This window comes from Candidatus Electronema sp. PJ, assembly GCF_048287395.1.
In the GTDB taxonomy this organism is placed as follows: Bacteria; Desulfobacterota; Desulfobulbia; order Desulfobulbales; family Desulfobulbaceae; genus Electronema.
Window position 1 is genome coordinate 1 of record NZ_JBLWEO010000044.1, and the last position, 16,004, is coordinate 16,004.

Here is a 16,004-nt window from a genome sequence, read left to right on the forward strand (position 1 = left end):
AAATCGACAAAACTGGCCATCCCCTTGGTTGACAGCACTTTTGTGATTGCCGCCGTCAGCGTGGTCTTCCCGTGATCTACGTGACCGATGGTCCCGACATTCACATGCGGTTTCGTCCGCTCGAACTTCTCTTTTGCCATTACCGCCTCACCTGTTGTTCTTGAACTAAACGCCTCGAATCTTATGTATGATGGCCTCGGCCTGCCGCTCCGGGACCTCTGCAAATGCCTCAAACTGCATGGTAAAAGATGCCCTACCCTGGGTAGCTGAACGCAGTGTGGTAGAGTAACCAAACATCCGCGCCAATGGCACCCTCGCCTTGACCACCTGTAGATTCCGCTCCGCCTGTACCGCCTCAATGTGTGCGTTCTTGCGGTTCAGATCGTTGATCACCTCGCCAAGGCATTCCTCCGGCACGACAACCTCTACCGCCATGACCGGCTCCAGCAGTACTGCCCCCGCTTCAACTCCTGCCTTACGGCAGGCCAAGGCCGCTGCCACGCCAAAAGCCATCTCAGTAGAGTGTTCCTCATCGTAGGAACCACCGACCAACTGCACACACAGATCAGTCATTGGATAGCCAACAAGCGGCCCAGAATCCAACGAATCCCGAATACCTTTTTCTATAGCCTTCAGGTATAAGGCCGGGATCAACTCTTCATTAACCCTATTCTCAAATTTTACGCCGCTGCCACGCTCTGTCGGTTCAAACTGCACCACCACATGGCCATACTGTTCTTTGCCAATGGTTTGGGTTTGAAACCTACCTTCACCCTGTGCTGTTCGAGTAACGGTTTCTTTATATGCCACTTGGGGAGTCCCCACGTTGGCGGAAACCTTGAATTCTCGCACCAGCCTATCAACGATGATCTCTAAGTGCAACTCACCCATGCCGGAGATAATCTTCTGACCAGTATCTTCGTTGCGGCTAACACGGAAGGTCGGATCCTCGCAGGCAATCTTGTCTAAACTTTCTGCCAGCTTAATTTCGTCGGCCTTGGTCTTTGCCTCAATCGCAATACTAATCACTGGCTCAGGAAAGTCCATGCTCTCCAGCACAATGGAATCGCCTTCCATACACAGAGTGTCACCAGTGGAAGCGAACTTGAGACCAACTACCGCGCCGATATCTCCTGCACTGAGGCTATCGATCTCTTCGCGCTTGTTCGCATGCAGCTTAATCAGCTTGGATATCTTCTCTTTTTTCTGCTTGCGCGGATTGAACACCCTACTGCCGGTCTTCAGCTCACCGGAATACACCCTGATAAAGGCCAAGGTGCCGACAAAAACATCCGTCTGCAACTTGAAAACCAGAGCGGAAAACGGTTCCTGCCTGTCAGCTTTTCGTGTCAGCAGGACTCCGTCCTTATCTACCCCCTCAACCGCCGGAACATCCAACGGAGACGGTAGATACTCCACAACTGCATCCAGCAGCAGCTGAATACCTTTGTTTTTAAAGGCTGAACCGCACAGCACAGGCACTACTTTCAGCGCACAAGTCACCTTCCGCAGGGCACTGCGTATTTCACCGGGAGAGATATCCTGATCTTCCAGATATTTTTCCATGATCCCCTCATCGAAGTCGGCCAACTTCTCGAGGAGATGCAAACGTGCAGCCGATGATTTGCTTCGTAATGTTTCAGGCACTTCTGTTACTAAGACTGTCTCACCCTGGGTCTTCTCATCAAAGACAAGCAATTTCTGCTCAATGAGGTCAACAATCCCAACAAAAGTATCTTCACTGCCCGCAGGCAATGCTACTGGCACTGGACAGGCTCCCAGCTGGGTTTCGATAGCCCCTACTACCCTGTCAAAATCAGCACCAATCCGGTCCATCTTGTTGACAAAGGCAATCCGGGGTATCTGATAGTGATCAGCCTGCCGCCAGACTGTCTCTGACTGTGGCTCTACTCCACCCACAGCACAAAAAACAGCAATCACACCATCCAATACCCTGAGACATCGCTCCACCTCAACGGTGAAGTCAACATGCCCTGGCGTATCAATAATATTGATCTGGTGTTGCTGCCAGAAACAAGTAGTCGCGGCAGAAGTGATCGTTATGCCCCTCTCTTGCTCCTGCTCCATCCAGTCCATGACCGCTGTACCGTCATGAACTTCGCCCATCTTGTGCGACCGACCTGTATAAAACAGGATCCGTTCAGTAGTTGTTGTCTTGCCTGCGTCAATATGGGCCATGATCCCGATATTGCGCACCTGGGCTAACGATCCGCCTTCAACCACTGTTTTTCCCGCACCTTAGTATTTCTTGTTCTCCAGCAACCCTCCTGCTAGAAAAACTTTGCTTTTTACCGCGTTTTGCTTCGACTGTCAACAGTCTTTTCAGCGATTCGCGCAAATTGTCATTTTTTTTACCAGACAAACTGCGGAAGGGTGCAGCCTTTACCAACGATAATGGGCAAACGCCTTGTTGGCCTCAGCCATCTTGTGGGTCTCGTCCCGTTTTTTCACTGCGGAACCGCGATTATTATAGGCATCCATCAGCTCGGCAGCCAGCTTCTCCGCCATTGATTGACCAGGCCGCTTCTGGGCAAAACCGATAATCCAACGAATGGCCAAGGCGTTCCGCCGCTCAGGACGAACCTCTACCGGTACCTGATAAGTAGCACCGCCAACCCGGCGACTCTTTACCTCAACCTTGGGCCGCACATTTTCCATCGCTGTCTCGAAAACGGTCATCGGCTCCTCGCCAGACACCTTCCCTCCCATGGTGTCAATCGCCTCATAGAACATGCGAAGGGCCAATGACTTCTTTCCGTCCTTCATGAGACCGTTGGTAAAGCGGGAAACCAAAATCGAATTATATTTCGGATCAGCCTCTATCTCACGTCTATTCTGAACTCTTTTTCTCGGCATGATGTTCTTTCACTCTTATTTAGGCCGTTTGGCACCGTACTTAGAACGCCCCTGCCGCCGCTCGTTGACTCCAAGGGTATCCAGCGTGCCACGGATGATATGATAGCGCACACCCGGCAGGTCTTTAACGCGGCCTCCACGGATCAGCACTACCGAATGTTCTTGCAGGTTGTGACCAACGCCTGGAATATAGGATGTCACCTCTATCCCGTTGGCCAGTCGCACCCTAGCAACTTTCCGCAGGGCCGAGTTGGGTTTTTTGGGTGTGGTAGTATAGACTCTCACACAGACACCGCGCTTCTGTGGGCATTCCTGCATCGCCGGAGTGCTGGAGTGTCTTACCTGCTTCTCCCTTCTCTTTCTAACAAGCTGATTAATCGTAGGCATACAATCCTTTCCTTTCAAATAAGAAACAGCATTCACGCCCTGCGCAGGCGTGAGCTTTTTAGTTTAGCACGGACGGCAGCGCATGTCAAACAAAAATATGACATTTTACTTTGTCCTGCTGATACGGTACCTCGAGAGACCCGTGCCAGCGGAGATCAGCCGTCCCATAATGACATTTTCCTTCAGGCCGTCCAAGGTATCCACTTTGCCGTTCATGGCTGCGTTGGTCAGCACTTTGGTGGTCTCCTGGAACGAAGCCGCTGAAATGAACGAGTCCGTGGACAGCGAGGCTTTCGTCACGCCAAGTAGCTGCGGCTCTGCTGAGGCAGGCTGAAGACCTTGGGCCATGATCCGTTCATTCTCGTCATGGAAGACCCACTTCTCCACCAGCTGATCAAGCATGAATTTCGTATCGCCAGGATCGGTGATTTTGATCCGTTTGAGCATCTGCCGGACAATGGTCTCGATGTGCTTGTCGTTGATTTTTACGCCCTGGAGCCGATAAACCTCCTGCACTTCGTCAACCAAGAAGCGGGCCAACGCCTCCTCCCCTTTAATCCGCAGAATGTCGTTGGGCAGGATAGAACCATCCATCAGCGCATCGCCTGCCTTGACATAATCGCCCTCATGGACGATGACATGCTTGGACTTGGGAATCAAATACTCCCTTGGCTCGCCGGTTTCTGGGGTAATGACCACCCGCCGCTTGCCTTTCAGTTCCTTGCCAAAAGTCACCCGGCCATCAATCTCAGTGACAATGGCCTGTTCCTTGAGCTTGCGTACCTCGAACAGTTCGGCAACCCTGGGCAAACCGCCGGTGATATCCTTTGTCTTGGTAGTCTCGCGCGGAATTTTGGCCACCACAGTACCAGCGGAGACTTCTGTGCCCTCATCCGCCGCAATGATCGAACCAACCGGCAGTGGGTAGCGGGCATCATGCTCCAGCCCTGGCAGCTTCATGGTTCGGCCCCGTTCGTCCTTAATCGAGATGCGCGGGGTGGTGTGCTTGGACACCACTGGATGAATGATCACCCTGGAAACCTTACCCGTCACCTGGTCAACCCGCTCCTGCATGGTGTCGCCCTCGACCACATCACCGTATTTGATTTTGCCGCCAACCTCAGCGACAATCGGGATGGAGAAGGCATCCCAATCTGCGATGACTGTGCCTGGTTCGACTTTTTCGCCGTCTATCACTTTGAGTTCTGCGCCATAAGGTACTGGGAAGCGTTCCCGATCCACGCCTTGCTCATCGACAATGACGACTTCTGCGTTGCGGTTCATGACCACATTGAACCCAGCCGCGTTGGTAACAAAATGGAGCTTGTGGTATTTGGCAACACCGCTGCGCTGGCTGCGTACTTCGGCCTGCTCTACTGACCGACTGGCCGTACCGCCGATGTGGAAGGTGCGCATGGTCAGCTGCGTGCCTGGCTCACCGATGGATTGGGCAGCAATAATGCCGACCGCCTCGCCAATATTGACCATGTGGCCCCGGCCAAGATCGCGACCATAGCACATAGCGCAGACACCTCGTCGAGACTCACAGGTCAGGACGGAACGGATCTTTACCCGGTCAATGCCTGCGGCCTCAATGGCCTCTACCTTGTCTTCGGTGATTTCCTCATCCATCCCCACCAGCAACTCGCCGCTGTGCGGATCCACCACATCATCACTGGCCACCCGACCGAGAATGCGCTCACCGATACGAACGATCACCTCGCCACCATCCAAGAGTGGTTCGGCCAAAGTATAGCGCATGGTACCGCAGTCCTTCTCGACAATCGTGGAATCTTGGGCTACATCCACCAAACGACGGGTCAGATAGCCGGAGTTAGCGGTCTTCAGGGCGGTATCAGCCAAACCTTTGCGGGCACCGTGGGTGGAAATGAAGTACTCCAGCACGGACAGCCCTTCACGGAAGTTGGCCTTGATCGGGGTTTCGATAATCGCGCCCGACGGCTTGGCCATCAGGCCGCGCATACCGGCCAATTGGCGGATCTGATCTTTTGAACCACGGGCACCAGAGTCGGCCATGATATAGACCGAGTTAAAACTCTTCACCTCTTTCACGCCACCCTTGCCGTCGGGAACATAGTCCACCGCCATCTCGGACATCATCTCCTGGGTGATTTTGTCCGTGGCCTTGGACCAAATATCAACGATCTTGTTGTACTTCTCACCGTCGGTAATCAGACCGTCAGAGTACTGCTCGTCAACCTCAGTGGCCTTGCGCTCTGACTCGGCAATAAATTTTTCCTTATTGACCGGAATCTTCATATCGTTGATGCAGATCGAGATGCCTGCTCGCGTGGCCTGCTCGTAGCCCAAGTCCTTAATCCGATCCGCAAGGATGACTGTATCCTTGGTACCTGCGTGCCGATAGGTGTAGTCAATCAGGAAGCTCAGTTCTTTCTTCGACAACTCCTTATTGACTACGGCAAAAGGCAGTTTTTCCGGCAGCAACTCGCCAACCAGAATCCTGCCGACCGTGGTATCGACCAGTTCGCCCTTGATCCGCACCTTAACCCTGGCTTGGAGATGGGCGGCACCGTGATCATAGGCCATGCGGGCTTCTGCTGGGCAGCTGAAAATCAAACCAGTGCCTTTTGCTCCGTGCCGCTCGCGGGTCATGTAGTACAGACCGAGAACGATGTCCTGGCTGGGGATGATGACCGGGTTGCCACTGGCTGGCGAGAGGATGTTATTGGTGGACATCATCAGCACGCGGGCCTCAACCTGGGCCTCGACCGAGAGCGGCAGATGCACAGCCATCTGGTCGCCGTCAAAGTCCGCGTTAAAAGCAGCGCAGACCAGCGGATGCAGCTGAATAGCCTTGCCCTCGATCAGCACCACCTCGAAGGCCTGCATACCTAAGCGGTGCAACGTGGGTGCGCGGTTGAGAATCACCGGGTATTCGCTGACAATCTCGTCCAGCACGTCCCAAACCTCTTTTGCCCCCTTCTCCACCATCTTGCGCGCGCTTTTGATGGTGGTTACATAGCCCATCGACTCGAGCCGGTTGTAAATAAAAGGCTTGAACAGCTCCTGGGCCATCTTTTTTGGCAAGCCGCACTGGTGCAGACGCAGATGCGGGCCAACGACAATGACCGAACGCCCGGAATAATCCACGCGCTTACCCAGCAGGTTCTGGCGGAAACGGCCTTGCTTGCCCTTGAGCATGTCGGAAAGCGATTTGAGCGGCCTTTTATTCGGCCCAGTAATCGTCCGACCCCGCCGACCATTGTCGAACAGGACATCTACGGCCTCTTGCAGCATCCGCTTTTCGTTGCGGATGATGATGTCTGGCGCGTCAAGTTCGAGTAGCCGCTTAAGGCGGTTGTTGCGGTTGATTACCCGGCGATAGAGATCGTTCAGATCAGAGGTGGCAAAGCGACCACCTTCCAGGGGTACGAGTGGTCGCAGATCTGGCGGCAATACAGGGATCACCTCGAGAATCATCCACTCAGGCCGATTGCCCGAATCACGGAAGGCCTCGGCAACATTCAACCGTTTGCCGAGCTTGGCTCGCCGGGTGAGAGAGGCCGTCTCCTTCATCTCTTTGCGCAGCTGGGCAGACAGCTCCACCAATTCCAGCTGTTTGAGCATGTCTTGGATTGCCTCTGCGCCAATGCCGACCTCAAACTCGCCTGGATACAGCTCCAAGTTCTCGCGGTACTGCTCCTCGTTGAGCAGCATCCCCTTGGGCAGGACTTCCAGATTGGAACTGAGCACCACGTAGGATTCAAAATAGAGAATCCGCTCCAGCTCCTTCAGGGTCATGTCCAGGATCGCGCCGATCTTGCTGGGCAGCGATTTGAGGAACCAGATATGGGCAACTGGCGCGGCCAACTTGATGTGACCAAGCCGCTCACGCCGTACTTTGGACTGAATAACCTCAACCCCGCATTTCTCGCAGATCACGCCTCGGTGCTTCATGCGCTTATACTTGCCGCAATTGCACTCATAGTCCTTAACCGGGCCGAAAATCTTGGCGCAGAACAGGCCGTCGCGCTCCGGCTTAAAGGTGCGGTAGTTGATGGTCTCCGGCTTCTTCACCTCACCGTGTGACCATTCGAGGATTTTGGCTGGCGAGGCAAGGGAAATCTTCACCTTGTCGAACACAAGCGGCCCTTTCGGCTTGTCAAAAAAGCTGAACAGTTCTTCCACGAAGTGTACCCCCTCTTGTGTTTATCTCTCTGCTTCTGCGTCAGCGATGGCGGGCTGTGCCAGAAGCCTAGTCAATAATAGTAAGCAGCCCAACTCCACAGGCAGATTGCGGAGCTGGTTTTTCATCTGCAAAATGTGTTTTCGCTCGTTCCCGAACAGCTTTTGGATGTCCCCGGATAGCTCCAGGACGTTCAGAAGGAGCTTCTGGATGTTCAAAATCTCTTCAGGAACGTCCATGAACAGCTTTGGGACGTTCCGAATCTCTTTCTGTACCTTCCTGAAGAGAATCTGGATGTTCATTACCTCTTCAGGAATGTCCACGAGCAGCTTGAGTACGTCCAAAAGCAGCTCCGGGATGTTCAAAATCTCTTCCCGTACCTTCCTGGAGAGTTTTTGGATGTCCGTTATCTCTTCGGGAACGTCCAAAACCAGCTGGCGAAGGTTCCAGAACAGCTTTGGAACCTCCACCAACGGTTGCCGCAGGTCCCGGTCTTAGTCTTCGTCGTTCACCAGCAGCTCAACATCAAGGCACAAGCCTTTCAGCTCCTTGACCAACACGTGGAAGGATTCTGGCAGGCCCGCATCCAGGAAGTTGTTGCCCTTAACGATCTTCTCATACATCGAAGTACGGCCTTCAACATCGTCGGACTTGACCGTGAGGAACTCCTTCAAGGTGTAGGCTGCGCCGTAGGACTCCATGGCCCAGACTTCCATCTCGCCAAGGCGTTGGCCACCAAATTGGGCCTTGCCGCCAAGCGGTTGTTGCGTCACTAAAGAGTAGGGGCCTGTGGAGCGAGCGTGTATTTTGTTGTCAACCAAGTGGTGCAGCTTGAGCATATACATCACGCCGACTGTTACCTGGTTGGCAAACTGGTCGCCAGTGAGTCCGTCGTACAAGGTGGACTGGCCAACTTCATCGACTCCGCCCTCAGTGAGCATATTTCTGATCTCAGCCTCAGTTGCGCCGTCAAAAACCGGGCTGGCAACGTGGAGACCGCGCCCGCATTTGCGCATTTTGTCCAACAGCTGCTCGTCAGACAGGCCCTCAGTGATCGCCTTGTACTCTGTCTCGGAATAAATGGTTTGCAGCCGTTTTTTGACCTGCTCCAGTTCCTGAGCCACGGCCAGCTTCTGAATCTGCTCGCCCAGCCGTTTGGCGGCAAAGCCGAGATGACATTCCAAAACCTGGCCAACATTCATGCGCGAGGGCACGCCAAGGGGATTAAGGACGACATCAACGCTGGTACCGTCGGCAAAGTAGGGCATATCCTCTTCTGGCAGCAAGCGCGAGACCACGCCCTTGTTGCCGTGGCGGCCTGCCATCTTGTCACCGACCGCCAATCTACGTTTAGTGGCCACGTAAATCTTCACCATCTTGACCACGCCGGGTGGTAAGTCGTCGCCCTTCTCCATCCGGGCCACGATACCCTCGTAACGGCTCCGCACTTCCTGGGCCTGGCGGGAGTAATTGCTGAACACCGTCTCCAGATCGCCCTCATATTTGGCCCGTTCCGAGAAATCCAAACCCCGCAGCTGATCAAACTCAATTTGGGCAATGACCTCAGCGGTCAGTTTCTTGCCCAGCGACAGGAGCACGTTGCCGTCTTTATCCCGAATGTCGCGCTTGGCTGTCCGATCCGTGAGCAAATCGCACAGCGTCTTGCGGACCCCGTTTTTCAGGCTGCGCAGCTCATCTTCCATGTCCCGGTTCAAGCGGCGGATGTCCTCATCCTCAATCAGCAGGCTGCGTTCATCCTTGTCCACGCCTTTGCGGGAGAAGACTTTGGCATCAATCACCACGCCCTCAATGCCGGGCGGCACCCGCAGGGAAGAATCTTTGACATCACCGGCTTTTTCGCCAAAGATAGCCCGCAGCAGCTTCTCCTCAGGCGACAACATGGTCTCGCCTTTTGGCGTGACCTTGCCAACCAGCATGTCGCCGGCCCGCACTTCCGCGCCGATGCGGATAATGCCGGACTCATCGAGATTGCGCAAAGCCTCGTCACCCACATTGGGAATATCGCGGGTGATCTCCTCCTTGCCCAGTTTGGTGTCACGGGCTACGGTCTCGAAGATCTCGATATGCACCGAAGTGAAGGTGTCTTCCTTGAGCAAACGCTCGTTGATCAGGATCGAATCCTCGAAATTGTAGCCCCGCCACGGCATGAAGGCAATGGTCACATTCTTGCCAAGGGCCAACTCACCCTGTTCCGTGGAAGGACCATCAGCCAGAACATCGCCTTTTTGCACCCGTTGGCCAGGCAAAGCCAGCGGCTTCTGGTTAAAGCAGGTGTTCTGGTTGGTCTTCTTGTATTTGGACAGATGATACACCGCAATTCCGGTCTCAAAACCGTCTGTGCCTGGCGCATCATAGCGCACAACCACCCGGTTAGCATCTGCCTCTTCGACTACACCTGACCCGGCAGCGAGCAAACAGGCTCCAGAGTCCAAAGCCAGATTGCGTTCCACCCCTGTGCCGACCAACGGGGCAGCTGGTTTGAGCAGAGGTACTGCCTGCCGCTGCATGTTCGATCCCATCAGGGCGCGGTTCGCGTCGTCGTTCTCCAAAAAGGGGATCAAAGAGGCGGCAACCGAGACCATCTGATTGGGGGCCACATCCATTGCTGTCACTTCATCCGCAGGCACGGTGACAACCTCGCCTTCTCGGCGCGCAATGAGATGTTCGCCGACAATAACGCCGTTGCTGCTCACCGACACATTGGCCGGAGCAACGATATAGCCCTGCTCTTGGAGCGCAGTGAAATTTTTTATCTCCTCACTGACCTGCCGGTCTTTTACCAGACGATACGGTGTCTCGATAAAGCCGTAGGGATTCACCTCAGCATAGGTGGCCAGAGAAACAATCAGGCCGATGTTCGGGCCTTCAGGGGTCTCAACTGGGCAGATGCGGCCATAATGGGTGGGATGTACGTCGCGCACCTCGAAACCTGCCCGCTCGCGGGTCAGACCACCTGGCCCAAGGGCCGACAGTCGCCGCTTGTGCGTCACTTCAGAGAGTGGGTTAGTCTGATCCATGAACTGCGAGAGCTGGGAGGTGGCGAAAAACTCTTTAATCGCTGAATTCACCGGCTTGGGGTTGATCAGATCATGCGGCATCAGGGTTTCAATTTCCTGAAGGCTCATCCGCTCGCGGATAGCCCGTTCCATCCGGGCTAGACCCATGCGGTACTGGCTCTCACACAACTCACCCACCGTGCGTACTCGCCGGTTGCCAAGATGATCGATGTCATCGCTCTCCTGTAGCTCGTCTTTAATTCGCACCAATTGCTTGACGCTGAGGAGAATATCGTCCTTGGTCAGGGTTTTCTGCTCAATTGGTGTGTCGAGTCCGAGCCGGGAGTTGATTTTGTAGCGGCCTACCTCAGAAAGGTCATACGCTGCTGAATCAAAAAAGAGCTTGTTGAAAAAGTCCTGGGCGATTTCCACAGTAGGCGGGCTAGAAGGCCGCAGACGGCGATAGATTTCCATCAGGGCCTGGGCGGTGTCGCGCACCTTGTCCAGGGCTAGGGTCTTGCGGAAGGCTTCAGAGACTGTGACGTTGTCAATAAAGAGCAACTCGAATTCTTTGATCCCGCACTCTTTGATGTTCTCGATCAGGGCCTCATTCAGGGTATCGTTGCAGTCAGCTAGTAGCTCGCCGGTTTCAGGATGCACCAAGGCTGCTGCCAGAAAACGATTCAGCAGGTCACTGGCAGAAACTTCCAAGGACTGGATTCCGGCCTTTTCCATCCGTTTAACCAGAGCTTTGGAAATTTTCCGGCCTTCTTTGCCGATGACACTGCCGTCAGTCGGATCAAGCAAATCAGCGGGTAAGCGTTGGCCAATAAAGGTGTCTGGCTGAAAGAGAAGAGAGAACTTGCCATCTTCCAACCGCACCTTATCGACCTTGTAAAACTCCCGCAGCAGCTGTTCATCAGTATAGCCCAAGGCCTTGAGCAAGGTCGTGACTAAGAGCTTGCGGCGACGGTCAATGCGGACATAGAGGATATCTTTGATGTCAAAGTCAAAATCTAGCCAAGAACCGCGCACGGGAATGATACGGGCCGAATAGAGCCGTTTGCTGGAGATGTGCGACTTGCCCCCGTCATGGGTGTAAAAGAGACCAGGCGAGCGCTGGAGCTGATTCACAATCACCCGCTCTGTGCCGTTGATAACAAAGACACCATCGTCGGTCATCAGGGGCAGAGAGCCGAGGAACACCTCTTGCTCTTTGATGTCGCGCACTGACTTGGTGCCAGTATCCTCATCAAGTGCAAAGGTGATCAGGCGCACGGTAATTTTGACCGGCACCTCAAAGGTCATGCCGCGCTCAATGCACTCCTGTACGGTATATTTGTGCTCGCCAAAGGAATAATGAACAAATTCAAGAGTACATAAACCGTTGAAATCTGATATAGGAAAAATGCTTTTAAATATGGCCTGCAGACCAATTTCTTCTCTTTGAGCCGGAGCAACGTTCATCTGCAGAAAGCGGTCATAAGAATGCCGCTGCATGGCGATGAGATGCGGCGGCTCTACAACTTTGCGTGTTTTGGCAAACCCTTTGCGTATTCTCGTCATGATCCCCTCTTGATGCAGTCCGCAGAACAATCAGCTCTGCCTGATCCGCTCTGGCCGTTGGTGGAAACTGAAGTGCAGCTCTCTGTCCTGCCTGCAAAAAAACGCAGTAACGCCACGAGGGTTTGTCCCCCATAGCGTTACCTGGATGTTCTGTGCATCTTCCCTGGTGAGAGCTGATGACCAGGGGGATACCTGCGTGAGCAGAAACCTACTTGATCTGCACGGCACCGCCGACGGCTTCGATCTTCTTCTTGATATCCTCGGCCTCAGCCTTGGATACGCCCTGTTTGATCGGTGCTGGGGTTCCCTCAACCAGATCCTTGGCTTCTTTCAAACCCAACGAGGTGATGGCACGCACTTCTTTGATCACTTTGATCTTCTCACTGCCGCCAGAGGTCAGAATAACATCAAACTCGGTCTGTTCCTCTGCTGCGGCTGCGGCAGGAGCGGCTCCGACAGCGGCGACAGCCACTGGTGCAGCGGCACTTACGCCGAATTTTTCTTCCAGAGCTTTGACAAGTTCAGCGACCTCCAAAAGGGTCATCTTTGAGACAAGCTCAACTACCTGTTGAATAGCTTCAGACATCTTGCGTTCCTCCTGATGAGATATAAAATCGTAGGGTTAGTTTTCCTGCTGTTCCTTCTGCTCTTTGATGGCCTGGAGTGCATAAACCAAGTTGCTTGGCGCAGCGTTGAACGTGCGGACCAGTTTGGTCGGCACAGCTGCCAGCACACCACAGAGCTGACCCAAGAGCTGCTCCTTAGAGGGCAACTTGGAGAGCGCGATCATCTGCTCTGCGCTCATCCGCTGGCCTTCAAACATGGCCGAACGGATTTTCAGCTTCTCAAAATTCTTGGTGAACTCAGCCAGAGCCTTAGCCGGGCCAACCGGTTCCTCAAAACCAAAAGCCACAACTGTAGTGCCACTGAAATCCTGCTGGAGACCTTCATACGCCGTGTCTTTGGCAGCGATCTTGAGCAGGGTATTCTTGGCGACCTGGAGCTGGGCATTCTGCTGGCGCAGGCTGATACGCAGCTTCTCTAGCTCCGTGACTTTCAAGCCTTGGTAGTCGGCCACGGCGGCAAATTTGGCTCTACTAAAGGTCTGTTGTAACTCACCGACCTTTTGAACCTTGCTTTCGCGATTCAACGGGCACACCTCCTTCTTGAAAAAAAGACACAGGACTGTCGCAGAACAACAGGAACGAAAAACATAGACATGCAGGTGTTCAACCGCCCTTGGCGGGAGGAGAGGAACATCGGCTGGTCTCGGCGGGCAGCCTTGCGGCTATTAAACTACAGTGTGCCTGCTGTCTTTGACCTTCCCAAGTTTATGAAAAAGGCATCTTTCAGAAGATGCCCGGCCTGTCAGCTTTTGACCAGCGAGCGGGTCTGGACAGGATCAATCTTCACGCCCGGTCCCATAGTGGTGGACAGGGATATTGCTCGCAGATAAATGCCCTTACTGGTGGAAGGCTTGAGCTGGATCAACTTGTCAATAAAGGCGACAATATTCTCATAAAGCTTATCCGCGCTGAACGACCGTTTGCCGACCACAGCATGAATGACACCAGCCTTGTCCGCCTTGAAATCGACCTTGCCCTTTTTGGTTTCGTTGACAGCACGGGCCACATCAAAGGTGACAGTCCCGAGCTTGGCATTGGGCATCAGGTTGCGCGGGCCAAGGATACGACCTATTTTACCTACCTCGCCCATCATGTCCGGGGTAGCGATGGTCTTGTCGAAATCCAGCCAACCGCCTTGAATTTTTTTCACCATCTCATCGGAACCAGCATAATCTGCCCCGGCGGCTAGTGCCTCAGCCTCTTTTTCGCCTTTCGCAAAGACCAGCACCCGTACCTCTTTGCCAATGCCATGCGGCAACACGACCGAAGAACGCACCATCTGGTCGGCGTGACGGGGGTCAATGCCCAGCCGGACAGCGATATCAATCGCCTCATCAAATTTAGCACAACCACTGTTGGTCACGAGATCAACCGCCTCACGCAGTTCATGCTGTTTGTTCCGGTCAATGGCTTCTGCTACCTTCCGGTACTGCTTTCCATGTTTAGGCATGATTCAGACCTTGCTCAGTTCTCCCTCATCCTGCGGTCACGAGGACAGGTGCAAACGAATTATTGATGACTAGGACAGTACCGTGATGCCGCAGCTTCGGGCTGTTCCCTTGATGATTTTAACTGCCTGTTCGACATCGTACGCGTTCAGGTCAGGCATCTTTCTTTCCGCGATCTCTCTGATTTTCTCGTTAGAGAGTTCAGCTACGCGGTCTTTCTTGGGATTACTGGATCCTTTCTGTAACCCTGCTGCCTTGAGCAGCAACACTGATGCTGGTGGAGTCTTGGTTACAAAGGTGAAGGAGCGGTCGCTAAAAACCGTAATGACAACCGGGATGATCATGTCACCTTCTGACTGCGTCCGGGCGTTGAACTCCTTGCAGAAGCCCATGATGTTCACGCCCTGCTGACCAAGAGCTGGCCCGATGGGCGGCGAAGGATTCGCCTTACCTGCAGGTATCTGTAGTTTGATGTATGCTTGTACTTTTTTCATGATTCATTCCCCCGAGGGCGGAATCTAATTGTTGCTCACCTGCATGTATTCCAGCTCAACAGGTGTTGAACGTCCGAAGATGGACACCATGACACGAACCCGTCCCTTGTCCGGGAAAACTTCATCCACTGTACCTTCAAAATTAGCAAAAGGCCCTTCTGTAACCCGTACCACGTCGCCGACTTCGAAGATAACTTTCGGTATGGGTTTTTCCGAACCCTGCTCAATGCGCTGGATGATCTTAGCGGCCTCCTGATCGGTGAGGGCAGGAATCAGCTTATAAATATCCTGACCAGCAAGAGCCTGGCTGGAGTTGATGCCGACAAAACCGGTGACACGGTTGGTCTCGACCACCGTGTGCCAGGTATGTTCGTTCATCTCCATGTTCACCAGAATGTAGCCAGGGAAAAACTTGCGGGAAGAAGTCTTCCGCTCACCCTTGACCATCTCGACCACCTGCTCGGTTGGCACCAGGATGTCGCCGAACTGCTCCTGTTGCCCGGCTTGGCGGATACTCTCCTCCAGGGTGGCCTTAACCTTTGCTTCAAACCCGGTGTGGGTGTGAACTATGTACCATCGTTTGGCCATGATGTGAACCTATTGCAGCACCAGGCCAACCAGTTTGCCCAGAATAAAGTCCACAGTGCCAAGATACATTGAAAGAATGACAGTAAGCAGAATAACAAAGCCGGACAGCCCTAGAGTCATCTTGCGGTCGGGCCAGACGATTTTTTTGAATTCAGTAGCGACATCCTGAGAAAACTGCCGGATACCGGCAGGCGAATAAGGAGATAGTGGAACTGAACTTTCGTCCTGGCCACTGTTCTTCTTTTTTATATCTGTCATCGTCTCTCCGAAAGAACACCCGGCAAACTGAAGGAGATTGGCAGGCCAGGAGGGATTCGAACCCCCAGCCCTCGGATTTGGAGTCCGATGCTCTACCATTAGAGCTACTGACCTGCGCGTTTTCTCATGCATGCGGCCTGATTACTGTGAACGCCGCTTTATTTGGTTTCTTTGTGCGGTGTGTGCGCCTTGCAGAACGGACAGAATTTCTTCAGCTCTAGCTTGTGCGGAATAGTACGCTTATTTTTTGTGGTCGTGTAGTTCCGCTGCTTGCAGTCCTTGCAGGCGAGGGTGATGATATCTCTCATTGTTGCAGCCTTTGGGATTAAGACGGAGCAAAACTTGCCGCCGGGCAAAAAAAAACACACGGCGGCAGCTTGCATGATTTACTACTGACGCAGAGCCGGACGCAGCTCAGACTGAGCTACTCTTTCTTACTCAAGAATTTTGACGATGACCCCTGCGCCGACAGTACGACCACCCTCGCGGATCGCGAAACGGAGGCCCTCCTGCATGGCGATGGGCGTGATCAACTCGGCGGTGATATGCACGTTGTCGCCTGGCATGACCATCTC

Annotated in this window: 14 protein-coding genes, 1 tRNA gene and 1 pseudogene; all 16 read right to left on the reverse strand. The window is 53.7% G+C overall.

Annotated features, from left to right (window positions below; translation table 11 throughout):
• On the reverse strand, window positions 1-140 hold a 140-nt coding region (locus tag ACNKIB_RS06890; RefSeq protein ID WP_417909809.1), incomplete at its 3' end, for a GTP-binding protein.
• A 25-nt stretch (window positions 141-165) separates the two neighbouring features.
• On the reverse strand, window positions 166-2,244 hold the full coding sequence (gene fusA, locus ACNKIB_RS06895; RefSeq protein WP_417909810.1) for an elongation factor G: 2,079 nt from the start codon (window positions 2,242-2,244) through the stop codon (window positions 166-168).
• A 159-nt stretch (window positions 2,245-2,403) separates the two neighbouring features.
• Window positions 2,404-2,877 (reverse strand): 30S ribosomal protein S7, encoded by a 474-nt coding sequence (gene rpsG / locus ACNKIB_RS06900; RefSeq protein WP_417909811.1) that lies wholly within the window; start codon window positions 2,875-2,877, stop codon window positions 2,404-2,406.
• Window positions 2,878-2,892: 15 nt separating this feature from the next.
• On the reverse strand, window positions 2,893-3,264 hold the full coding sequence (gene rpsL / locus ACNKIB_RS06905) for a 30S ribosomal protein S12 (protein WP_417909812.1): 372 nt from the start codon (window positions 3,262-3,264) through the stop codon (window positions 2,893-2,895).
• A 105-nt stretch (window positions 3,265-3,369) separates the two neighbouring features.
• On the reverse strand, window positions 3,370-7,434 hold the full coding sequence (gene rpoC, locus ACNKIB_RS06910) for a DNA-directed RNA polymerase subunit beta' (protein ID WP_417909813.1): 4,065 nt from the start codon (window positions 7,432-7,434) through the stop codon (window positions 3,370-3,372).
• Between the two features lie 21 nt (window positions 7,435-7,455).
• Entirely contained in the window at window positions 7,456-7,902 is a 447-nt protein-coding gene (locus tag ACNKIB_RS06915; protein ID WP_417909814.1) for a hypothetical protein, read from the reverse strand.
• Between the two features lie 24 nt (window positions 7,903-7,926).
• Entirely contained in the window at window positions 7,927-12,015 is a 4,089-nt protein-coding gene (gene rpoB / locus ACNKIB_RS06920) for a DNA-directed RNA polymerase subunit beta (protein WP_417909815.1), read from the reverse strand.
• A gap of 208 nt (window positions 12,016-12,223) precedes the next feature.
• The gene (gene rplL / locus ACNKIB_RS06925) at window positions 12,224-12,601 is read right to left on the reverse strand and encodes a 50S ribosomal protein L7/L12 (RefSeq protein ID WP_417909816.1); all 378 of its coding nucleotides are present in this window, start codon (window positions 12,599-12,601) and stop codon (window positions 12,224-12,226) included.
• Between the two features lie 36 nt (window positions 12,602-12,637).
• Window positions 12,638-13,165, reverse strand: a complete 528-nt coding sequence (rplJ, locus tag ACNKIB_RS06930) for a 50S ribosomal protein L10 (protein ID WP_417909817.1) — start codon at window positions 13,163-13,165, stop codon at window positions 12,638-12,640.
• Between the two features lie 218 nt (window positions 13,166-13,383).
• Entirely contained in the window at window positions 13,384-14,091 is a 708-nt protein-coding gene (gene rplA, locus ACNKIB_RS06935) for a 50S ribosomal protein L1 (protein WP_417909818.1), read from the reverse strand.
• Between the two features lie 69 nt (window positions 14,092-14,160).
• The gene (gene rplK, locus ACNKIB_RS06940) at window positions 14,161-14,586 is read right to left on the reverse strand and encodes a 50S ribosomal protein L11 (protein ID WP_417909822.1); all 426 of its coding nucleotides are present in this window, start codon (window positions 14,584-14,586) and stop codon (window positions 14,161-14,163) included.
• Between the two features lie 21 nt (window positions 14,587-14,607).
• Window positions 14,608-15,171 carry a transcription termination/antitermination protein NusG gene (nusG, locus tag ACNKIB_RS06945; RefSeq protein WP_417909819.1) on the reverse strand — a complete coding sequence of 188 codons (564 nt, stop codon included), beginning with the start codon at window positions 15,169-15,171 and terminating at the stop codon, window positions 14,608-14,610.
• 9 nt (window positions 15,172-15,180) lie between these two features.
• Complete coding sequence (secE, locus tag ACNKIB_RS06950) at window positions 15,181-15,429, reverse strand: preprotein translocase subunit SecE (RefSeq protein WP_417909820.1); 249 nt, start codon at window positions 15,427-15,429, stop codon at window positions 15,181-15,183.
• Between the two features lie 38 nt (window positions 15,430-15,467).
• Window positions 15,468-15,543 (reverse strand) — tRNA-Trp (locus ACNKIB_RS06955).
• 44 nt (window positions 15,544-15,587) lie between these two features.
• A complete protein-coding gene (rpmG, locus tag ACNKIB_RS06960; RefSeq protein WP_417909821.1) occupies window positions 15,588-15,737 on the reverse strand; it encodes a 50S ribosomal protein L33 in 150 nt (49 codons plus the stop codon).
• Between the two features lie 126 nt (window positions 15,738-15,863).
• A pseudogene (tuf, locus tag ACNKIB_RS06965) lies at window positions 15,864-16,004 on the reverse strand (elongation factor Tu); the annotation flags it as partial.